Consider the following 21,341-nt stretch of genomic DNA (forward strand, 5'->3'; position numbering starts at 1 on the left):
GGGTGAGGGCGGGCGCCTTGCGCGAGCCGTCGGTCTGCCCGGCGGTGTCACGGGCGGCCTGGAAGCCGGAGCGCCCGGCCTGCTGGGCCTTCACGGCCCACGGCAGGGCCGGCGGCGCGGCCTTCAGCGGGCCGTGGCCCACGTTGTACGAGGGGCCCGCGCCGCTGGTCTGCGGTGCGCCGACCTGGGCGGGGCTCGGGGCGGCGTGTCCCGCGCCGTGCCCGGCGTGGGCGGACGGGTCCTGGTGCGCGGAGCCGTGCCCGGCGTGCGCCTGGGCGGCGGCGGCCGAGCGGCCGTTCTCCCAGCTGCGCTCCTCGATGGTCAGCTTCACCGTGGCGGGCTTGTCGGCGATGCCGAAGAGGTCGCGGTACTTCTTCGCGACCCCGACCTTGGCGGTGTAGGAGCCCGCGGCGAGCTTCACGGGCTCGGTGTAGGAGCCGCCGTAGGTGTTCGCGGCCCACCCCTTCTCGACGCCCCACACCGAGCCGAGGGTGAACGGGTTGGTGGGGCAGCTCTCCGGATACTTCGAGGTGGCGGGCGCGTCGGGGCGGACCCGGCCGCTGGCGTTGTTCGGGCAGAAGCTCTCGGCGCGGGTGACGACGACCTTGCCGTTCTTGTCCTTGATGGTGATCTCGGCGAAGCCGGGGAGCCCGGAGAAGTCCTTCACGGTGCCCGCGGGCAGCGCCTTCGCCTTGGTCTTGCCGCCCTCGAGGACGGTCTGGGTCACCGTGACCGGGTCCTTGTAGGACTTCCGGGTCACCTTCAGCTCCAGCGGCTGCCCTTCGGAGGTGAGGTACGTGCCCAGGTCCAGGTAGACGCCCGGCTCCTCCTTCCAGGAGGTGAGCGTGACCGAACCGGTCGCCGCGATGAGGCTCAGCTTCGGCCCGGTCGGGGCCGCCGTCGCCTTCTCCGGCGCCGCGGCCATGAAGCCGACCGTCACGGCCATGGCGGCGACGGCGGTGGTCCCCGCGAGCAGCGGCCGCCGGAGCCGGTGGGTGCGCGTGGTGCTCATCGTTCTCTCGTCCTCCGAATGCTGTGGAAAAGCAGATCGGCCGCGGCCCGGCGGGAGTTCCCCCTCCCGGGGCTGACGCGGTGCGGGGCGCTCGGTGCACCCGCGCAGTGAGAGGAGGGCAGTGGGCATCCGGTTGTCCCGGGAGTCGAAACACCCTGATGTTGGCCGGAAGAAGCTCCCCGGGCGCGGGCCCGACACGGCTGCCGGAAGGGCACTTCACCACGGGAAAGAGGAGGCGGTGCGAGAGAGGGCGGTCAGGTGACGGGTGGCCGAAAGGGCCGTACTCCGAACCGGTGTCCCGGCGCATGGCGAGGCCCCGGCGTCCCTGAGGACACCGGGGCCCGGCCGTGCTGCGTGGAGGTGTGCGCTCAGCCCGGGTTGCGGGCGCCGGCGCGGCGGCGCTTCCGGATGAGGACGCCCGCGGCGGCGCCGCCGACGAGCAGGGCGCCGAGGGCGTACGGGTGGGCGCTCTCGGTCTCCTCCGCGCCGGCCGCCCATCCGAAGCCCGCCTCGACGGCGCCGTTCGGCCGGCCGGAGATCTGGTAGGTGACGGTCTGCTTGATCCGCGGCGGGCACTTGAGGGTCACCGTGTCGGTGCCGGAGGCGGCGTCCTGCGGGAGGGTGAACGTGCCGACGAGGACGCCCGCGCGGTCACCGGGCAGCAGGTGGAACTTACCTCCCGCCACCGACTCGCCCTTGCCGTAGGTCTCCTTGCCGCAGGCGGTGGTGGTGACGGTGACGGTGCTTCCGGGGGCCGCCTTGCCGGGATTGACCCGGGCGTCGCCGCCGGGGGCCGCGACGGCGGAGGGCGCGGACAGGACGAGGGCTCCCAGGACCAGGGCGAGGGCTCCCAGGACCAGGGCGAGCGGGGGAACCGTACGAGCGAGACGCATGCTTCTTCTCTCCTTCGGCGGAGCTTTCCTGGCCGGCTGGGCCGCGCGGCGCCTGTGCTGTGCTCCGTGCACGAGGAGATCGCCGCCCGGGGGGCGACGCAACGGGAGGAGGGGGGCCGGTGTCCCCCGGTCGGGGGCTTGATCATCCGTACCGATGATCATCACCGCAGGTCACGGCGGCCCGTGCGGTGCGGGAGAGGAATCCGTGCTCTGCCCGCGAACGGGTGAGGGCCCCCGGCGACGAGCGCCGGGGGCCCCGGATCCGCGTCCTGCTCAGCGGGCGGAGAGCCGCCCGGGGGCGGTCCCGCGCGGCCTCCCGAGCAGGGAACTCCCGCGCCCGGCCGGCGAACGGACTCACCGTCCGGCGGCCGGGCTCTCGACGCATACCCGCCGCGCGGACGGCGGGCAAGCGGTCAGGGCCGGCTCAGGATCGTCGTGAGGGCCTCGCGCAGGGCCGCGGCGGGGTCCTCGGACGCTCCTTCGGACCGCCAGGCGACGAAGCCGTCGGGGCGGACCAGGACGGCGCCGTCCACGGTGACCCCGTGGGCCTCCGCCCAGTCCGCCCCGCCCTCGGGAACGAGGTCCGCCTCAGGCCCGTCACCGATGCGGTACGAGTCGAGGGGCACCGCCAGTCGCGGTCCGACCTGGCCGGCCGCCGCGTGCCACCCGCCGGCGCCGTCCGCGGAGCTGAGCAGCACCAGGGAACCCTCGTACAGGTCGAGGGTGGAGAGCCGGGTGCCGGCGCGGTCCAGCCACAGGTGGGGGGCGCGGCTGCCGGGTTCGCCGGTCAGGCTCAGTCCTTCGAGCACGACCGGGCGGGCGGGGTCGGTGCCCAGGACGGCGCCCCGCTGGTAGCGGTAGCCGAGCACCTCGTTGAGGATGCCGCCCTTCCTGCCCCTGGGGCCGCCGCCGGCGGAGGGGCCGGGGGTGTAGCCGGGGTGGCTGTGCTCGACCGACCGTGCCGCGGCCCGGGCGCTGGTCGTCTCCGCGACCGGGCGGCGCTCCGCGTCGTAGGACGCGAGGAGTTCGGGGCCGGCCCAGCCGTTCAGGACGGCGGCGAGCTTCCAGGCGAGGTTGTGGGCGTCCTGGATGCCGGTGTTGGAGCCGAACGCGCCGGTGGGCGGCATCTCGTGGGCGGAGTCGCCGACGAGGAACACCCGTCCGTCCGCGTACCGTTCGGCGATCCGCTCGGCCGCGTGCCAGGGGGCCCGCCCGGTGATCTCGATGTCGAGGTCGGGGACTCCGACGGCGCGCCGGATGTGCTCCCGGCACCGCTCGTCGGTGAACTCCTCCAGCGTCTCGCCGTTCTCGGGGTGCCAGGGGGCGTGGAACACCCAGCGCTCCTGGTTGTCGACCGGCAGCAGGGCGCCGTCGGCGTCCGGGCTGGTCAGGTAGCAGACGATGAAGTGCCGGTCGCCGACGACGTCGGCGAGGCCGCGGGAGACGAAGGTGATGCTGACGTTGTGGAACAGGTCGCCCTGACCGTTCTGCCGGATGCCGAGCTGTTCGCGGACCGGGCTGCGCGGGCCGTCCGCCGCGACGAGGTAGTCCGCGCGGATGGTGCTGTGCTCACCGGTGACGCGGCTCTTGACCTGTGCGGTCACCCCGTCGGCGTCCTGCTCGAAGGACATCAGCTCCGCCGAGAACCGGAGGTCTCCGCCGAGTTCGCCGGCGCGTCGGACCAGGACCGGTTCGAGGTCGTTCTGGCTGCACAGGCACCACGCGGAGGGGCTGAAGCGGGCGAGGCCGCCGCCGGGGTCGATCTCCTTGAAGAGCCACTCGCCTGCGTCTCCCACCAGGTCCGGGGCCTGGAGGATGCCGTTGTTGGGCGCCAGCACCGACGCGGCCTCCTGGATCGGGTCGACGACCCCGGCGCCGCGGAACAGCTCCATGGTGCGCACGTTGTTGCCGCGGCCCCGGGGGTGGATCGAGGTGCCCGCGTGGCGCTCGACCAGGATGTGCGGCACGCCGAGACGGCCCAGGAACAGCGCGGTGGACAGGCCCACCAGCGAGCCGCCGACGATGAGTACGGGCGTGCGGTGTCCGGTTGCTTCGCCGGCCACGTCGAATCGGTCCATGTTCGTCTCCGGCGTCACGTGCGACGCGAATCGGGGATGGGATGCAGATTCATGCCCTCCTGGGAAGCCTCCGCCTGCCCGAGGCACCCGGATGGCCCGCGTTTCACTCGTCCGATCCACGCGGACTCGCGCACTCTCGGCGCTGCTGTCAAGGATCGACACATGACGACCCCGGCGTGTCGTTCACGTCGGTCGTTCCCCCCTCCCCACCGAGAAGAGAAGAGGTGTGCCGGATGGCCCCCTCGGGACGCATCTCGCAGTCCGTTTTCGACGGCTCCAGGCTGCGGGTGATCCTGCTGCTCGACCTGTACGAGGGAGCTCAGCAGCAGTTCCTCGACGCGTACGAAGTGATGCACAAGCAGGTCGCCTCCATCCCCGGTCACATCAGCGACCAGCTCTGCCAGTCCATCGAGAACCCCTCGCAGTGGCTCATCACCAGCGAGTGGGAGAGCGCGCCGCCCTTCCTCGCCTGGGTGAACAGCGAGGAGCACGTCGAGATCGTCAAGCCGATGCACAGCTGCGTGCGGGACACCCGCTCGATGCGCTACAGCGTCCTCCGGGAGACCGGCGCGCCCCAGGCGGCGGTGACGACGACCCCGGCCGACGCGCAGCTCAGGGCCCGGGTGGGCGAGGGCGTGGCGCGTCACGCCCTCACCTTCACCGTCAAGCCGGGTTCCGAGTCCAAGGTGGCGGAGATCCTGGCCGGGTACGAGTCGCCGCGGGCCCAGGTCGACGAGACCACGCGGCTCCGCCGCACCTCCCTCTTCATGCACGGCAACCGCGTGGTGCGGGCCGTGGAGGTGGAGGGCGACCTCCTCGTGGCGCTGCGGCACGTCGCCCGGCAGCCCGAGGTGCGCGCGGTCGAGGAGGCCATCAACCCGTACCTGGAGCAGGACCGGGACCTCACCGACCCCGAGTCGGCGCGGGTGTTCTTCACCCGTGCGGCGCTGCCCGCCGTCCACCACGTGACGGCCGACCGGCCGGCCCCGGCGGACCTGAAGCGGCACGCGCTGTACTACCCGGCGAAGCAGGGCCTCGGCATGGACCTCGCCCGGCTGCTCGCCGACCAGGACCGGGCCGCCGCGGACGACCCGGAGAGCCCGGTGCACGCCAGCACCGTGTTCCAGCGCGACGACATCGTGGTGCGCCTCGTCGACGTCGCGGGCGAGCTCGACCTCGACCCGGTCGCCTCCCTCGGGCTCCGGGGTGCCGGGAGGGCCGCGGAACTGGAGCGACTGCTCGACGGCGCCGCCATCGGCGTCGAGGGGTCCCTGGAGACGGAGCGGAACGTCAACCGGCTCCTGTCGCACGCCGACATGCTGCCCGTCACGGACCGCTCGGCGCAGTCCTGACGCCGCTCGCGGCCCCCACCGCGGTCCCCCAGCACGTCACTGCCACATCTGGAGGTACACACCATGCTCAAGCCACGCATCGTGACCCTGAGCGAGACGGAACCCAACCGCAGGCGCGGGGGTGATCTGCGGGCCATGCTCACGCCGGCCACCGTGGGTTCCACCAGCGGCTTCATGGGTCTGGCCATCGTCCAGCCGGGCGAGCGCATCGGCGAGCACTACCACCCGTACTCCGAGGAGTTCGTCTACGTCGTCTCGGGTGCCCTGGAGGTGGACCTCGACGGCGAGACGTTCGCGCTCCGGCCCGACCAGGGCCTCCTGATCCCGATCGACGTGCGCCACCGGTTCCGCAACGTGGGCGACGTGGAGGCCCGGATGGTCTTCCACCTCGGCCCGTTGGCCCCCCGGCCGAGCCTCGGCCACGTCGACACCGAGGTCAGCGAGGAGGCGCAGCTGGCCGCCGCGGGCCCGCACCCGGCCGTGCACGCCCCGGGCCAGGTGTCCGAGCGCAGCGGGGCCATCGAGTGAACCGGCGCGTGGCCGTCACCGGCATCGGTGTGGTCGCTCCGGGTGGCACCGGGGCGGCGGCCTTCTGGGACCTCCTCTCCGCCGGCCGCACCGCGACCCGCGGCATCACCCTCTTCGACCCGGCCGGGCTGCGCTCGCGCATCGCCGCCGAGTGCGACTTCGACCCGCTGGAGCACGGGCTGGACCCGGAGCTGAGCAGCCACGCCGACCGGTACATCCAGTTCGCCGTCGTCGCGGCCGGGGAGGCCGTCCGCGACTCGGGGCTCGACACCGACGCCGAGGACCCCTGGCGCGTCGCCGTCTCCCTGGGCAGCGCGGTCGGCGGCACCACCCGCCTGGAGCACGACTACGTGCTGGTCAGCGAGCGGGGCCAGCGCTGGGACGTGGACCATCGCGCGGCCGCCCCCAAGCTGCACATGGCGTTCGCGCCGAGCACGCTGGCCTCGGTCGTGGCCGAGCGGTTCGGTGCCCGCGGCCCGGTGCAGACGGTCTCCACCGGCTGCACCTCCGGCCTGGACGCCGTGGGCTACGCCTTCCACACGATCGAGGAGGGCCGGGCGGACGTCTGCATCGCGGGCGCGTCGGACTCCCCCATCTCCCCCATCACCATGGCCTGCTTCGACGCCATCAAGGCCACGTCGCCCGACAACGACGACCCGGAGCACGCCTCCCGGCCCTTCGACAACAACCGGAACGGTTTCGTCATGGGCGAGGGCGCCGCGGTCCTCGTGCTGGAGGAGTACGAGCACGCCCGGGCCCGCGGTGCGCACATCTACTGCGAGATCGGCGGCTACGCCACCTTCGGGAACGCGTACCACATGACCGGTCTGACCGGCGAGGGACTGGAGATGTCCCGGGCGATCGACACCACGCTCGACCAGGCCCGGCTCGACCCCACGCTGATCGACTACGTCAACGCGCACGGCTCGGGCACCCGGCAGAACGACCGGCACGAGACGGCCGCGGTGAAGCGGTCCCTGGGCGCGCACGCCTACGACACCCCCATGAGCTCCATCAAGTCCATGGTGGGGCACTCGCTCGGGGCGATCGGGGCGATAGAGGTGGCCGCCTGCGTGCTGGCCCTGAAGCACCAGGTGGTGCCGCCCACCGCGAACTACGAGACCCCCGACCCCGAGTGCGACCTGGACTACGTGCCGCGCACCGCCCGCCCCCGGAAGCTGAGGAACGTGCTCTCCGTGGGCAGCGGGTTCGGCGGCTTCCAGTCCGCGGTGCTCCTGACGGGAACGGGCGGGAGGACACGATGAGCACTCAGCGTCCACGGCGCGCGGTCGTCACCGGCATCGGGGTGATCGCCCCCAACGGACTGCGGTCCGACGCGTACTGGAAGTCCGTCCGCGAAGGGCTCGGCGTCCTGGACCGGATCACCCGCGAGGGCTGCGGGGACCTGCCGCTGAAGGTGGCCGGCGAGGTGCGCGGCTTCGACGCCGCCGCCCTGATCGAGGAGCGTTTCCTCGTCCAGACCGACCGGTTCAGCCACTACGCGATGGCCGCCGCCCAGCTGGCCGTCGACGACGCCGGGCTCGGCCACGACGACCCGGAGGAGCCCTTCTCCATCGGTGTCGTCACCGCGGCCGGCTCCGGCGGCGGCGAGTTCGGCCAGCGGGAGCTCCAGAAGCTCTGGGGCCAGGGCTCCAAGTTCGTCGGCCCGTACCAGTCGATCGCCTGGTTCTACGCGGCGAGCACCGGCCAGATCTCCATCCGGGGCGGGTTCAAGGGCCCGTGCGGCGTCGTCGCGAGCGACGAGGCCGGCGGACTCGACGGGATCGCCCACGCCGCCCGGGCCGTACGGCGCGGGACCGGCGCGGTCATCGTCGGGGCCGCCGAGGCGCCCCTCGCCCCGTACTCGATGGTCTGCCAGCTCGGCTACCCGGAGCTGAGCACCGTCGAGGACCCGGACCGGGCCTATCGGCCCTTCACCGCCGGAGCCTGCGGCTTCGTCCCGGCGGAGGGCGGCGGGATGCTCGTCGTGGAGGACGAGTCCCGCGCCCGGGACCGAGGGGCGGTGGTCCGCGCCGTCGTCGCCGGGCACGGTGCCACGTTCACCGGCGCGTCCCGCTGGGAGGAGTCCCGGGAGGGGCTCGCCCGGGCGATCCGCGTCGCGCTGGACGAGGCCGGCTGCGCCCCGGAGGAGATCGACGTGGTCTTCGCCGACGCCCTGGGCGTACCGGACGCGGACCGCGCCGAGGCGCTGGCGATCGCCGACGCCCTCGGCTCCCACGCCGCCCGGGTACCCGTCACGGCCCCCAAGACGGGCATCGGCCGTGCCTACTGCGGCGCTCCCGTCCTGGACACCGCCGCGGCGGTGTTCGCGATGGAGCACGGTGTGGTCCCGCCCACCCCCAACGTGTTCGACATCTGCCACGACCTCGATCTGGTGATGTCCCGCGCTCGGCCCGCCGAGCTGCGCACGGCCCTCGTCCTCAGCCGGGGACTGATGGGATCCAACGCGGCGCTGGTCGTGCGCCGCGGCGACGACTCCGCCCGGTAGGACCGGGCGGGAAGGAGAGCACAGATGATCACCACCGCACTGACCTTCGACGAACTCGCCGCGCTGATGAAGCAGGCGGCCGGCGTGACGGTCGAGCCCCGGGAGCTGGAGAAGGCGCCGGACGCGCCGTTCACCACCCTGGGCCTCGACTCGCTCGGGCTGCTCGGGATCGTCGGTGAGGTCGAGAACCGGTACGGCGTGGCGCTGCCCACGGACGCCGAGCGCTGCAAGACGCCCGCCGAGTTCCTCGGCCTGGTCAACAACGCCCTCAAGACGGGAGTCTGACGTTGTCCGGTCACACTGACAACAGCATCACCATCGACGCGCCGCTCGACCTCGTCTGGGACATCACCAACGACATCGAGAACTGGCCGAGCCTGTTCAGCGAGTACGCCGCGCTGGAGGTGCTCTCGCGCGAGGGCGACTCGACCACCTTCCGTCTCACCATGCACCCGGACGAGTCCGGGAAGGTGTGGAGCTGGGTGTCGGAGCGGACCGTGGACCGCGCCGCGCGGACCGTCCGCGCCCGCCGGGTCGAGACCGGTCCGTTCGCCCACATGGACATCCGGTGGGAGTACGAGCAGACCCCGGCCGGCGTCCACATGCGCTGGGTGCAGGACTTCGCGATGAAGCCCGACGCCCCGGTCGACGACGCGTGGATGACGGACAACATCAACCGGAACTCGCGGACGCAGATGGCCCTCATCCGGGACCGCGTCGAGCAGGTCGCCCGGGACCGCCGCGGCGCCCCGGTCCTGCCCGGCTGACCGGCCGCGACAGCGTCCGGACCCCCTGTACTCCGAGGAAGGAAGCCCCATGCACCACGCTCTGATCGTCGCCCGGATGGCGCCCGGTTCGGCGCCGGCGATCGCGGACGTGTTCGCCGCGTCCGACCGTGGCGAACTCCCCCACCTGGTCGGCGTCAACCGGCGTCGCCTGTTCCAGTTCGGTGATGTGTACCTGCACCTCATCGAGTCGGAGCGGGACCCGGCCCCGGCCATCGCCAAGCTGACCGGCCACCCGGAGTTCCGGGACGCCAGCGAGCGGCTGTCGGCGTACGTCAGCGCCTACGACCCGGAGACCTGGCGGGGCCCCAAGGACGCCATGGCGCAGTGCTTCTACCGCTGGGAGCGCGACGGGGGTTCCTGATCCCGAGGCAGCACGGCGGAAACCCGAGGCCGCCCGCCCCGCGTACGACGCGGAGCGGGCGGCCTCGGGTGTGCCTGCCGGGTGCGGATCAGGCGGGCACGGTGCACTCGAAGGCGTGGAGGTACGCGTTGACCGGGCGGATCTCGCCGATGACGAGCCCGGCGTCGGTCAGCCGGTCGACCATGCTCTGCCGGGTGTGCTTCGCCCCGCCGACGTTGAGGAGCAGCAGCAGGTCCATCGCGGTGGTGAACCGCATGGACGGGGTGTCGTCCACCAGGTTCTCGATGACGACGACCCGGGCGCCGGGGCGGGCCGCCCGGCGGACGTTGGCGAGCGCCCTGCGGGTGCTGTCGTCGTCCCACTCCAGGATGTTCTTGATGATGTACACGTCCGCCTCGACCGGGATGTCCTCGCGGCAGTCGCCGGCGACGACGCGGACGCGGGAGCTCAGCCCGCCGCCGTCCCGGAGGCGCGGATCGGCGTTCTCGACCACGCCGGGGAGGTCGAGCAGGGTGCCCCTCAGGTCGGGGTGGCGCTCCAGCAGACTGGCCAGGACGTGGCCCTGGCCGCCGCCGATGTCGGCGACGGAGGAGGCCTCCCGCAGGTCGAGCAGGTCGGCGACGTCCTGGGCGGACTGCCGGCTCGACGTGGTCATGGCCCGGTTGAAGACGTACGCGGACTCGGGCGCCTCCTCGTTCAGGTAGGGGAAGAACTCCCTGCCGAACACGTTCTCGAAGACGTTGTCGCCGGAGCGGACGGCCTCGTCGAGCTTCGGCCACACGTCCCAGGTCCACGGCTCGGTGCACCACAGGGCGATGTAGCGGAGGCTGCGCGGGTCGTCCTCGCGCAGCAGCCGGGACATCTCCGTGTGGGCGAAGGTGCCGTCGGGGTTCTCCGTGAAGACGCCCTGGCAGGACAGTGCCCGCAGGAGGCGCAGCAGGGTCCGGGGCTGGGCCTGTACCGCGGTGGCCAGGTCCTCCGCGGTCATGGGGGTGTCGCCGAGGGCGTCCGCGACGCCGAGGCGGACGGCAGCGCGGACGGCGGCGGCGCAGGCCGCCCCGAACACGAGCTCCCTGAGCCGCATGGGCGGCGGAGGGGCCGGATCGACGGTCCGGGATACCGGGTCAACAGTGGTCATCTGTCGCCTTGTCTGTGCGGTGGTGCCGTGGATGGGGTGCGGGGGGGGGCAGTCGTCAGCAGAGGCCGGCGGGCTCGGAGACCCCGCAGGTGTTGCCGCGGAAGGTGTTGCCCTGGCCGGTGTCCCGGTTGGCGAGGTCGGCCGCGCCGTTGCGGAGCACGACGTTGTCGCGGATCTCGTTGCGCTCGTTGAGGGCGCCCACGAAGCTCTTGAAGAGGACGATGCCTCCGGACAGGGGGGAGGTGCCGACGTTGTCCTCGATCCGGTTCTCGGCCACCAGCGTCTCCTCGGCGCCGGTGAGGACGATGCCCGAGCCCTGCAGGAAGGGCAGGCGGGGCGTCTTGGGGCACAGCTTGTTGTTGGCGTGGACGTGGTTGCGGCGCAGGGTCATGGCGCCGGCGCGCGGGGTGGACTCGTCGCCCACGACGAACACGGCGGCGCAGTTGCCGGTCGCCTCGTTGCGTTCGACGGTGAGGTTCCGCAGGCGTCGGACGGTGACGCCGATGCGGTTGCCCGAGACGCGGTTGTGGCTGATCACCGTGCCGCGGGCGTCGACGGCGCCGGCCTCCGTGTCGGTGGTGTTGGAGACGAACAGTCCGGCGTCGGCGTTGTCACGGGCGGTGTTGTGGGTCAGGGAGCTGCGGACGGACCGCTCCAGGGCGATGCCCCAGTTGCCGTTCTTCTCGGCGGTGACCCGCTGGACCCTCAGCCGGTCGGTCCGCGAGGCCCACAGTCCGTTCTTGGTGAAGCCCTTGAGGGTGAGCGAGCGTACGGTGACGCCCTCGGCGGGCCGGTCGGCGGTGCCGGTCACACAGACGCCGTGGCCCGCCTTCGCGCAGGTGTCGGCGCCGTCGCCGGGCACGAGGACGGTGGGGAAGACGGTCGAGCCCCGCAGGGTCAGGTTCGACGTGGTGATGCGGACGCTCTCGCGATAGGTCCCGGGGGAGAGCACGACCGTGTCCCCGGGCTTCGCCGCGTCCACGGCTTTCTGAATCGATTCGCCGGGCTTGACCCGGTGCACCGTCCGGTGGTCGGCCGTCGGAACGGCGGCCCCCATCCCCGAGACCACGAGGGTCACGGTGCATGCCAGGTAGGCGATCTGTCGTCTGGTCATACGGGGAAGCTAAGAGCGGGTGCACGGCCCCGCCACCGCTGATCCTCCAGGCGGACCTAGGCATACCTCCCTGCGGTCCACGCGCCGGGCGTGGCGCGCGGCCGCGGGGCCGGATCGATGCTCCGGCGCGGAGCACGGTCGGCCGGGGGGCGCGTCCGGAGTGGAGGGGGTGGTCGGATGCGCTCGTGGTGGGTGGTGGTGGCGGTACGCCTGGGCACGGTGCCGACCGGAAGCGGAGACGGGCGGGGCGGGGAGATACAGCTTGTTGTGCCCCTGCGGCGCGTTCTCCGTGGCGCTCGTCGCTCTCGCGCAGGCGGCCGGGATCTCGCCGTCCATGCCGAACCCGGACGGTTCGCGGTCCGACGTCAACGGAGACTTCCGCTCCCAGGGATACGCCAACCTCCTCGGCGGCCTGTTCCAGGCCCTGCCCTCCGGCGGCTCGATGTCCCGCACCGGCGTCGCGGTCTCCGCCGGGGCCCGCACCCGCTGGGCCGGGGTGATCTCCGGCGTCTTCCTCGCCCTCGTCGTCCTGCTGTGCGGGTCACTCGCCGAACGCATCCCGATGCCGGTCATCGGCGGCCTGATCCTCGTCGTCGGCGGCGAGCTGATCTGGGGCAAGCTCCGGGACATCCGCCTCGTGCTCCGCACCTCCCGGATGTCGTCGGCGGCGATGCTCCTCACCTTCCTCGCCACCACCCAGCTCCCCCTCCAGCAGGCCATCGTCCTGGGCGCCGTCCTGTCCCTGCTGCTCTTCTGCGCCCAGGCAGCGCGCCAGGCCAAGGTCGTCGCCCTGGACCGGGGCGAGGACGGCGCCTGGCGCACCGCCGACCCGCCGAAGCTACTGCCGCCCGGCGAGGTCACCGTCCTCGACTACGCCGGCGTGTCCTTCTTCGCCGAGCTCCCCCGTATCGAAGCCCAACTGCCCGACCCGGCCGGAGCCCGCGACGCCGTCCTCGTGCTCGTCGTACGGACCGTGCCGGACGTGCCGTCCTCGGCCGTGATCAAGCTCCTCGACCGCTACGCCCGCACGCTCGCCGACGCCGGAGGCCGGCTCGTCCTGGCCGGGGCCACGCCCCCGCTCGTACGGGCCCTGGAAGCGTCCGGACTGAGCGAGCGGCTCGGTGAGGACGGAGTCGTACCCGCCCAGCCCGAGCTGTTCGCAGCCCTGCGCACGGCGGCCGCCTACGGGCACGCCTGGATCGCCGCGCGGCAGCGGGCGGGCCGCGACCCCGGAGCTGCCTCGGACAGCGAACCGACCGGACGTTCATAGCAAAGTGCGCATACCGTCATCCGGTGCTGAGATGGACCGAACGCCGCCGCAGAACGGAGCAAGAGATGAGCGCCCTGCCCTTCGAGGACACCACAGACTTCGACAACGCCGACCGCGGATTCATCGGTGCGCTGACCCCCGGCGTTGTCGAGTCGGCGCAGGGCCGCGTCGTCTATGACAGCGACGCCTACGGCTTCCTCCAGGGCGAGTGCCCCGACACAGCGAACCCGAGCCTGTGGCGACAGGCACAGCTTGCCTCGAAGCAGGGCCTGTATGAGGTCACCGACGGGATCTACCAGGTCCGAGGCCTCGACCTGTCCAACATGACGCTCGTCGAGGGCGAGCGCGGTGTGGTCGTCATCGACCCGCTGATCTCAGTCGAAACCGCTGCCTCCGCACTAGCCCTCTACCGCGAGCACCGCGGTGACCGACCGGTCACCGGGCTGATCTACACCCACTCGCACGGCGACCACTTCGGCGGCGCCCGCGGGGTGCTGCCGCGCGGCACCGAGGAAGGAGTGCCGGTCCTCGCCCCGGCCGGTTTCCTGGAGCACGCGGTCAGCGAGAACGTCTACGCGGGCAACGCCATGACCCGTCGCGCGGTCTTCATGTACGGCGACCGGCTGCCCAAGGCGCCCGACGGCCAGATCGGCGCCGGCCTCGGCATGACCACCTCCACCGGAACCATCACGCTCATCCCGCCCACCGTCGACATCACCGCAACCGGTCAGCAGGAGACGGTCGACGGCGTCCGCATCGTCTTCCAGCTCACCCCCGGCACCGAAGCCCCTGCGGAGATGAACTTCCTCTTCCCCGACCACCGCGCCCTGTGCCTGGCGGAGAACGCCACCCACAACATGCACAACATCCTGACCCTGCGCGGCGCCGTCGTGCGCGACTCCCGCATCTGGTCGCGCTACCTCGACGAGGCCGTCGACCTCTTCGACGGGCAGTACGACGTCGCCTTCGCCTCCCACCACTGGCCGACCTGGGGCCACGACAACGTGGTGCGGTTCCTCTCCGAACAGCGCGACCTCTACGCCTACATGCACGACCAGACCCTGCGCCTGCTCAACAGCGGCCTGACGGGACCCGAGATCGCCGAAGAGATCCAGCTCCCGCCCGCCCTGGAAAGCGCCTGGCACACCCGCGGCTACTACGGATCCCTCAGCCACAACGTCAAAGCGATCTACCAGCGCTACCTCGGCTGGTTCAACGGCAACGCCGCCACCCTCTGGGAGCACCCGCCCGTCGAACTCGCCAAGCGGTACATCGACCTCGCCGGCGGCCCCGAGCGGGCCCTGGCCAAGGCCCGCGACTACATCGAGCAGGGCGACCTCCGCTTCGCCGCCACCCTTCTCAACCACCTCGTCTTCGCCAACGGCGGCGACGAGGAGGCCAAGGAGACTCTCGCGCAGGTCTACACCCGGCTCGGCCACGGCGCCGAGAACGGCACCTGGCGCAACTTCTACCTCACCTCCGCCATGGAACTACGCCACGGCGAGAACACCGCACTGCTCGACGCCGCCAACCCCGAAATGCTGATGGCGCTCACTACCGGCATGCTCCTCGACTCCCTCGCCATCCGCATCGACGGCCCGCGCGCCTGGAACGAGGACCTCACCCTCGACCTCGTCCTCACCGACGAAGACGCCCGCCACCGCCTCACCCTCCACAACGGCGCCCTCACCCACCGCACACTGGGCCGCGCCCCCCGCAGCCCCGCCGGCCTCACCCTCACCCTCACCAAGCCCCAGCTCCTGGGCGTCCTCGCGGGCAAGGGCCTCGACGGCATCACCACCGGCGGCGACCCCGCCCTGCTCGACCGCCTCTTCTCCTACGTCACCCAGCCCGACCCCGGCTTCCCCATCGTCACCCCGTGAGAACACTTCCGCCGTAGCCTGACGACCGTTCGCGTAGAGCCCTGCGACCGGGTTGAAGTCGGCGATCGCCGCGTACGCACGGCCTTCCGGTCCAGAACGAGTTCCGTCACTGGCCCGGAACCCACCTCCGCAGGCTTCGGGCGGCTGGGACGGCGCCGGAGCCGACGGAGGGGAACGTGCACCCTCAGGCCGTCAGACCGCTCACCGCGTCGCCGATGTACTTGGCGCCGAGGACGATCAGGACCGTGGTCATGATGGCGGCGTTGTGGGTGGCCATCCATGCCTTCCACTCGCCGAGCACCTTCACCGACTTCTCGCCGCCGAGGAAGTAGACGCCGAGTGGCAGCAGGGTGCACAGGGACGCGATCAGCACCATCAGGGCGGCGGCGACAGTCTTGCCGCCGGCGGAGGCGGTGCTGGCGGCGATGGAGACGGCGCCGCCGACCGCCAGGACCAGGTTCTTGGGGTTGGCGACGGCGAGCGCGGCGGCGAGTCCGGCCGATTTGCCCGGGGTGAAGGTGTCGATCGCCTTCATCCAGCCAGGCGGCTCGGCCGCGCGGCCCTCCCGGGGCCGGTCCTTCCACTGCTTGACGCCCATGAGCAGGAACAGCACGCCAAGTCCCAGCTTCAGCCACAGCGTCCAGGAAGCCGGCCCGTCGTCGCCGCCCGAGGCGTCCCCGCCCGAGCCGGCGAGGACGACCACGGTGACGAGCGCCGCGAGCGAGACCACCCAGCCCGCCGTGAAGGCGACGCCGTTGCCCCGGCCCTTCGGGGTGGCCAGCATCAGGATCACGGCGATCAGCGGCAGGGGGCTGATGGCGATGCCGACCGCGGAGGCGAGCATCCCTCCGATGGCGTCTCCCATCGTTACCTCACTTCCTCGCGGTGATGGGCGGCAGCCTGTAGGTGCCGTCGAGGACGGACGGGCCGGGCGTGTAGAGGCGGATCATGGGGCGGAAGTCGCCGGCGGGGGCGGGCAGCCAGTTCGCCGCCTCGGCCGGGTCCTCGGGGCGCTCGCGCTGGATGACGACAGTGAGGGAGCCGTCCTCGCCGTACACCAGGCCGGGGGTGCGGTCTCCGAGCGAGTACCGGCCGGCCGGGTTGTCGACGAGGTAGTAGTCGGGGGTGTCGTACATGGTCACCGACCAGAACGACTCGACAGGCGGCGGCTGTTCGAAGCGCAGGGTGTAGGACCGGGATCCGTTCAGCTGCTCGCCGTCGGCGTCGGTGAAGGTGTGCGCGTACACCGCTTCGTAGCCGTGGTTGCCCCACAGCGCGGAGCGTGCCGCGCCGGCCCGGACGAGGTAGGACGCTGCCCGGTCCGCGATCCGCCACTGCGGGGTGTCCAGCGTTCCGACGCCGTGGTGGTCGAGGTTGTAGTCGAACAGGTGTGGGTTCATCACCCAGGCCCCCGGAGGGCGGTCCCCTTCGGCGGGCGGATTCGCCGCTGCCTCGACCCGTGCCTTGCCGGTCACGAGCCCTTCGGTGAGGGCTTTGACGAGGGCGGGTTCGGCGTTCACGTACGGCGAGGGTCCCTCTTCGAGGAGCCCCAGCGGCTGGAAGCGTTCCTGGTGGTCCTGGTCGGGGCCGGCGGGTGGGAAGTCGGCCATCCACACGCGCAGCTGCTCGTAGAAGCGCAGCTCTTCGGGTACGTCGGGATCCGGCGTCGGCAGACCGGTCCGGTGGGTCGCCTTGTCGAGCGGGGTGAGCGTGAGCTGTTGCTGGAGGGCGCGTACGCGGGGCATGTCCTCGGGGCCGTCGCAGGCGTTGCGGCCGACGACGGAGATCACCGCGGTCGGGGCCTCGATCACCCCGCGCACCCCGTCGGGTGCGGTGCCGGACCAACCGGGCGGAGCGATGAGCCAGTCGCCTTCCTCCGTCCCGGTGGCGCGCTTCCCGAGGTAGGCGAAGTTGTTGCTCCACACGTCCACGAACTGCAGGACGTAGTACGCACCGGCGGTGTCCGGGACATGAAGCAGGACGGGGCCGCCGGAGAGGTCGACCTGGGCGATCGAGTACACGGTGTCGTTGTTCACGGACACGAAGTGGGCGTCCGGGGTGGCCAGTTTCGTGGAGTGGCCGAACCGGTTGAAGGGGGTGGGAGGCAGCGAGCCGAAGCCCTTGTGCATGAAGGCGGAGATCATCGATACGTCGAAGACGAGGGGGTAGCCGTAGACGTACGCGTCTGCGGCCAGGTCGGCCAGGTTGCCGGTCGGGTGGGGCACGACGGGGTCCTCTCTCAGGTTTCGACGCTCAGGGCGGGCAGGGACCAGGAGCCGTCGAGCACGGAGGCGTCGGGGCCGTACACGCGGATGGCGATGGTGAAGGGGCCGTCGGGCGCGGGCAGCCAGTTCGCCGCCTGCTTCGGGTCGGTCGGGCGGTCCTTGCGTACGTACAGGGTGAGGCCGCCGTCGTCGTCGACCAGTCCGGGGGTGCGGTCACCGATGGAGTAGCGGTCGATCTCGTTGGCGACGAGGAGCCGCTCGGGCAGTCGGTACATCGTCGCCGACCAGAAGTAGCGTGCCGGCGGCAGCGCCCCGGGGGCGAAACGAATGACGTGGTCGTGCGTGGCGGCGTTCGGCGGCCGGTTGCCCTGGTCGTCCCGGGCCCAGCCCGCGTACCAGGCCTCCGCCGCCGGCAGTCCGTAGAGGCCCTTGTCGACGCCCACCGCGCGGGTCAGGTAGTCGGTGCCGTGCTCGGCGCGGGTGCCGAACCAGTGGGTCGAGTCGGCCGCGTCCTTCTTCGCCTCCTCCAGGCGGGCACGGGCGTCCTCGATGCCCTCCTCGACGGCGGCGCGGATCTCCGGCTTCAGCGCGGCGGGCTCGAACTCCCCGCTGCCCCGCACACCGAGCGCGGCCAGCCGGCCGCGCAGTTCCCGCTCGGCGCCGAGGATGGGGAAGAACTGGAGCAGGAAGTCCAGGAGGGTGAAGAACTCGACGGTGCCGAGGTCCTCCTCCCGCCAGACGGGCCACACCGGTTCGTCGACCGGCGGTGGTGCGCCGGTGCCGGTGAACTCCGACAGCGGACGCAGCCGGTACCGCTCCTGGATGTCCCGCAAGGCCGGTACGTCGTCGGGGCCGGCCACAGACGTACGGCCCAGGATCCCGACGAGGAAGGTTGCGGCGCGCAGCACGCCCGTGACGCCCTCGGGGGCCACGCCGTCCCACCCGGGCCCGGCGACCAGGTAGTCGCCCGCCTCCGAGCCGGTCGTACGGGCGCCGACGTAGCCGACGTACGAGGTGTCCAGGTCGTGCAAGGGCAGGACGTAGTACCGGTCCACGGCCGGAACCGAGACCACATAGGGCTCCGCCCTCAGGTCCAGCCACGCCCACGAGTACGGAGTGTCGTTGTTCGGGGTCACCACGTCCGTATTGGCCGGGGTGAACGGCTCCGCGTAGTGGCGGAAGCGCCCGAACCCGCCCACGTACCGGGGATCGTCCTGATCGACCGCCTGCGGATACATCGTCCGGTAGTTCTGCAGGAGCGCGTATCCCCAGGTCCAGCCCTCGGCCGCGGCGCTCCGCGCCTCCTCGACGGTCAGCTCCGGCACAACGCTCTCCTCACCTTTTTATGATGTTTTGCCGTAAACTTTCATACTTGCCCCCCGGCCGCATCCGGAGCTCGCCCCGCGCCCCGCCGCGCCACGCGCCGAGCCGACGGGGCGCACCCCTCAGCGGACGACGGGAGCCGCTCCCGGGGACCCCGCAACGCCAAGGCGCCGGGCGTCCCGGTCCGGGCGCACGAGGAAGGCCGCCAGGAGGCCGGGTGACGGCAGCGAGCACGATCCGAACTCTTCGTCCTCCTGGACGGGACCCCCGCCGGGTACGACCGCGTCGGCGACAGCCGGCCCGACTACTCGGCCAAGCACCGCCGGCACGGCGTGAACGTCCAGGTCGTCATCGACCCCGCCGGCGAGATCCTGTGGGTGTCGACCACGCTGCCCGGCCGCACCCATGATCTGACCGCGGCCCGCACCCATCGCATCATCCAGACCTGCGGGCGTCAGGGCGTGCGGTCCTCACCCACGGCGCATACCAGGGCGCCGGCCCCTGGGTCACCACCGGACTCAAACGACCACCGGGTGATGAGCTCATCCTCACCCAGCGCACCGTCAACCGGGCTCTGGCCGCAGCCCGGGCACCAGTCGAACGCGGCAGGGCACTGCCGAAGTCCTGGCAGATCCTCCGCAGATCCCGCGTCAGCCCGAACCGCATGACCGTCATCACCAAAGCCGTCCTCACCCTGGAGAGGCAACGCTGAGAACGCTCACTCTTTCGGGAGGAACGCCCCGAACGGAGCCTTTCGTGGCCCCCCTCAGGTCTATAGATTCACAACGTCCGCGGCAACCCGAATGGTCTGGGAGAAGCTATGCCTGAAGAGAGCGCTGGAGATCGAAACCCGAATCAGTATGCTCGGATCATCACATTGGCTGTGGCTCGCATGCAGATGGCCGATTTGCTCGGGCGTATCCAAGGGAGGCGCTCCGGGTTCGTGAGTGCAGAGCTGGACAGAATCATCGGTGATATGCAGCCGATGGGCGACAGTCTTCGAATCGGCAACGCGACCGGTCTCTTCGCCTACCCTGCCGCCTTCGGTCCGGGAGAGGCGAGCGAAGATGCTGCCGCCGACCTTGCTGCGTTCGGGGATATGCTCCGCGAGGCAGCCAGCGACTTCGCAGACTTCGTTACGGATGTTCTGGCAGCTGGCAAGATCCTTCCTGCGGAAGGGGCAGTACCCGAACTCGTGGCCCTGGCGCACTTGGCCGATGAAGTGAGCCGGGGGGCGAGTGTCGAGGATCTCGCGGAGATCAAGCAGCAGATCATTTCGTCCTATTCGTCGCGCCTCTCCGGAGAGGGAAAGTAGGTCCCTCGGGGCCACTGATTCGGTAGCGCAGGAGGCGGCCAGTGGTGACTTTCTGGGAACTCGCGGTGTGCGTCGTACTGGCGGTCTGGTGGACGGCTTCAGCTGTCGCTCAGCACAAGAGATCACGCATACTGCTGCTCTCCTGGTGGGACAACTGCTGGATCAGCCCGCTCCTTCCAGTGTTCACCTTCTTTGCGCCACGCCCAGCCTCTCGCGACCTCTACCTTCTGATCCGGTCGTGGAACGACGGGGAGGCCGGGCCGTGGCGCGAGGTCGAGGTGGGTTCCTCGTGGCGGTGGTTCCACTGTGTCTGGAACCCAGGCAAGCGCCAGGGTAAGGCCCTCTCCGACATCGTCAACAACCTGCTGGCCGACCCGCCGAAATCGGACGTGCAGTTTGTCCTGCACAACTCCTATCTGCAGCTGCTCTGCTTGGCTTCTTCATTCCATGAAGGAGCATCGTCCACGCATCTGCAGTTCCTCGTAATCGGCGCTGGCGGATACAACTCCGGTGCGGCTCCTGCGGTCACCCTGCTCTCAAATCTGCACCGGACGAATGCAAAAAGGGAGACGCGCGATGACAACCGAGTCCGCGCTTGATCTGACGCAACGCCTCATCGGCTTGGCCGCGTGCATCACAGCTCTCGAGGCTGCCGGCGCCCGAACACTGCTGCCCCAACAGGGGCTGCTGTCGTGGAGAATCTCAAAACTCCGCCGGGTCAGTACAGCCACCGGTTTCACAGGAGGCCTCCTTGGATTCTTCTTCGACGGCAACAGGGTCTGGGCAACCTTTCTCGCACGGGCCTCCCTCGGCTGCGCCCTCATGCTCACGGACCAGACCTCCGTCTCGGCGCTCCTCTGTGGCGCTCTCGTCACTCTGATCCTCCTGTCCCACCTGGCCACCCCCCAAGGGAACGACGGATCCGATCAGATCACCCTCATCGCCGCAACCGCACTATTCCTGGCTCGCCTTTCACCCGCAGACTCTCTAGCGCAGCAAGCATGTCTGGCCTTCATCGCTGCCCAACTGACACTGGCGTACTTTGCTGCCGGCGTGGCAAAGACATTCGGCCCATCCTGGCGCGCCGGGACCGCAGTGGCCGAAATCGTTTCCACACGGACCTATGGCGCCCAATGGATCTCCCAGATCGCCCGTCGTCGACCCGCGCCGTTCGTCTTCGCCACGTACGGCACCGTGATGTTCGAGGTGGCGTTTCCCCTACTCTTCCTGCTGCCGTCAAGCTCCATCCCCCTGTTTCTCGGCGTAGCGATGTCGTTCCATGTGTGTGTGGCCTTCCTCATGGGGCTCAACAGTTTCGTGTTCGCCTTCGCAGCGACCTACCCATCGATCATCTGGGCTCATGAGGCCTTGAACCCGTGAGCGTGCGCCCCGTGCGACCGTGGGACACCGAGGTCACAGACCACTGCACACGAACTTCCTGTGCGCCGCGCCCTGCGTGACGAAATCGACGAGGACGACACCGAGCATGACCGGCCGATGGTTGCTGCATCAGGAGCGTGCTGATGACCTCGACCGACCGCTGCTCCGTACC

General features: G+C 71.1%; 19 protein-coding genes and 2 pseudogenes. 13 read left to right on the forward strand and 8 right to left on the reverse strand.

Annotated features, from left to right (window positions below):
* From EAO70_RS15050 to EAO70_RS15060, 3 genes and pseudogenes are all read right to left on the reverse strand, one after another.
* A pseudogene (locus EAO70_RS15050) lies at positions 1-1,012 on the reverse strand (protein-lysine 6-oxidase); the annotation flags it as partial.
* A 368-nt stretch (positions 1,013-1,380) separates the two neighbouring features.
* Positions 1,381-1,905: a sortase gene (locus EAO70_RS15055; RefSeq protein WP_148003499.1), complete on the reverse strand. Its 525-nt coding sequence runs from the start codon at positions 1,903-1,905 to the stop codon at positions 1,381-1,383.
* Positions 1,906-2,318: 413 nt separating this feature from the next.
* The gene (locus tag EAO70_RS15060) at positions 2,319-3,983 is read right to left on the reverse strand and encodes an FAD-dependent oxidoreductase (RefSeq protein ID WP_148003500.1); all 1,665 of its coding nucleotides are present in this window, start codon (positions 3,981-3,983) and stop codon (positions 2,319-2,321) included.
* 233 nt (positions 3,984-4,216) lie between these two features.
* Between EAO70_RS15060 and EAO70_RS15065 the strand changes: the two genes are divergently transcribed.
* From EAO70_RS15065 to EAO70_RS15095, 7 genes are all read left to right on the forward strand, one after another.
* Complete coding sequence (locus EAO70_RS15065; protein ID WP_148003501.1) at positions 4,217-5,335, forward strand: SchA/CurD-like domain-containing protein; 1,119 nt, start codon at positions 4,217-4,219, stop codon at positions 5,333-5,335.
* Between the two features lie 63 nt (positions 5,336-5,398).
* On the forward strand, positions 5,399-5,863 hold the full coding sequence (locus EAO70_RS15070; protein ID WP_148003502.1) for a cupin domain-containing protein: 465 nt from the start codon (positions 5,399-5,401) through the stop codon (positions 5,861-5,863).
* Positions 5,860-7,128 carry a beta-ketoacyl-[acyl-carrier-protein] synthase family protein gene (locus EAO70_RS15075; protein WP_148003503.1) on the forward strand — a complete coding sequence of 423 codons (1,269 nt, stop codon included), beginning with the start codon at positions 5,860-5,862 and terminating at the stop codon, positions 7,126-7,128. Before EAO70_RS15070 ends, EAO70_RS15075 begins: the two co-directional genes overlap by 4 nt.
* Positions 7,125-8,372 carry a ketosynthase chain-length factor gene (locus tag EAO70_RS15080; RefSeq protein ID WP_148003504.1) on the forward strand — a complete coding sequence of 416 codons (1,248 nt, stop codon included), beginning with the start codon at positions 7,125-7,127 and terminating at the stop codon, positions 8,370-8,372. Before EAO70_RS15075 ends, EAO70_RS15080 begins: the two co-directional genes overlap by 4 nt.
* Before the next feature lie 24 nt (positions 8,373-8,396).
* On the forward strand, positions 8,397-8,657 hold the full coding sequence (locus tag EAO70_RS15085; protein ID WP_148003505.1) for a phosphopantetheine-binding protein: 261 nt from the start codon (positions 8,397-8,399) through the stop codon (positions 8,655-8,657).
* Between the two features lie 2 nt (positions 8,658-8,659).
* Positions 8,660-9,139, forward strand: a complete 480-nt coding sequence (locus EAO70_RS15090) for an SRPBCC family protein (protein WP_148003506.1) — start codon at positions 8,660-8,662, stop codon at positions 9,137-9,139.
* Between the two features lie 49 nt (positions 9,140-9,188).
* On the forward strand, positions 9,189-9,521 hold the full coding sequence (locus tag EAO70_RS15095; RefSeq protein ID WP_148003507.1) for a TcmI family type II polyketide cyclase: 333 nt from the start codon (positions 9,189-9,191) through the stop codon (positions 9,519-9,521).
* An 88-nt stretch (positions 9,522-9,609) separates the two neighbouring features.
* Here the strand turns inward: EAO70_RS15095 and EAO70_RS15100 are convergent, their stop codons facing one another.
* Complete coding sequence (locus EAO70_RS15100) at positions 9,610-10,659, reverse strand: methyltransferase (protein ID WP_148003508.1); 1,050 nt, start codon at positions 10,657-10,659, stop codon at positions 9,610-9,612.
* 55 nt (positions 10,660-10,714) lie between these two features.
* Positions 10,715-11,773 (reverse strand): nitrous oxide reductase family maturation protein NosD, encoded by a 1,059-nt coding sequence (locus EAO70_RS15105; protein WP_148003509.1) that lies wholly within the window; start codon positions 11,771-11,773, stop codon positions 10,715-10,717.
* 262 nt (positions 11,774-12,035) lie between these two features.
* On the opposite strand from EAO70_RS15105, the gene EAO70_RS15110 reads away from it, so the two are divergent.
* On the forward strand, positions 12,036-13,043 hold the full coding sequence (locus EAO70_RS15110) for a SulP family inorganic anion transporter (protein ID WP_261992868.1): 1,008 nt from the start codon (positions 12,036-12,038) through the stop codon (positions 13,041-13,043).
* Between the two features lie 65 nt (positions 13,044-13,108).
* Positions 13,109-14,926 carry an alkyl/aryl-sulfatase gene (locus EAO70_RS15115; protein WP_148003510.1) on the forward strand — a complete coding sequence of 606 codons (1,818 nt, stop codon included), beginning with the start codon at positions 13,109-13,111 and terminating at the stop codon, positions 14,924-14,926.
* Between the two features lie 184 nt (positions 14,927-15,110).
* Here EAO70_RS15115 and EAO70_RS15120 read toward each other — a convergent pair whose 3' ends face one another.
* From EAO70_RS15120 to EAO70_RS15130, 3 genes are read right to left on the reverse strand one after another with little or no spacing between them, the layout of a single operon-like run.
* The gene (locus tag EAO70_RS15120) at positions 15,111-15,791 is read right to left on the reverse strand and encodes a GAP family protein (protein ID WP_148003511.1); all 681 of its coding nucleotides are present in this window, start codon (positions 15,789-15,791) and stop codon (positions 15,111-15,113) included.
* Positions 15,792-15,798: 7 nt separating this feature from the next.
* Positions 15,799-17,151 carry a DUF1254 domain-containing protein gene (locus tag EAO70_RS15125; protein ID WP_261992869.1) on the reverse strand — a complete coding sequence of 451 codons (1,353 nt, stop codon included), beginning with the start codon at positions 17,149-17,151 and terminating at the stop codon, positions 15,799-15,801.
* Between the two features lie 14 nt (positions 17,152-17,165).
* A complete protein-coding gene (locus EAO70_RS15130) occupies positions 17,166-18,476 on the reverse strand; it encodes a DUF1254 domain-containing protein (RefSeq protein WP_261992870.1) in 1,311 nt (436 codons plus the stop codon).
* A 240-nt stretch (positions 18,477-18,716) separates the two neighbouring features.
* On the opposite strand from EAO70_RS15130, the pseudogene EAO70_RS15135 reads away from it, so the two are divergent.
* The 4 genes and pseudogenes from EAO70_RS15135 to EAO70_RS15150 form a co-directional block, all read left to right on the forward strand.
* Positions 18,717-19,186 (forward strand): annotated as a pseudogene (locus tag EAO70_RS15135) (transposase family protein); the annotation flags it as partial.
* Positions 19,187-19,294: 108 nt separating this feature from the next.
* A complete protein-coding gene (locus tag EAO70_RS15140; RefSeq protein WP_148003512.1) occupies positions 19,295-19,789 on the forward strand; it encodes a hypothetical protein in 495 nt (164 codons plus the stop codon).
* 41 nt (positions 19,790-19,830) lie between these two features.
* On the forward strand, positions 19,831-20,388 hold the full coding sequence (locus tag EAO70_RS15145) for a hypothetical protein (protein WP_148003513.1): 558 nt from the start codon (positions 19,831-19,833) through the stop codon (positions 20,386-20,388).
* The gene (locus EAO70_RS15150; RefSeq protein WP_148003514.1) at positions 20,366-21,169 is read left to right on the forward strand and encodes a hypothetical protein; all 804 of its coding nucleotides are present in this window, start codon (positions 20,366-20,368) and stop codon (positions 21,167-21,169) included. Before EAO70_RS15145 ends, EAO70_RS15150 begins: the two co-directional genes overlap by 23 nt.
* The last annotated feature ends 172 nt before the right edge of the window (positions 21,170-21,341 follow it).

This window comes from Streptomyces sp. adm13(2018), from assembly GCF_008042145.1.
Taxonomy (GTDB): Bacteria; Actinomycetota; Actinomycetes; order Streptomycetales; family Streptomycetaceae; genus Streptomyces.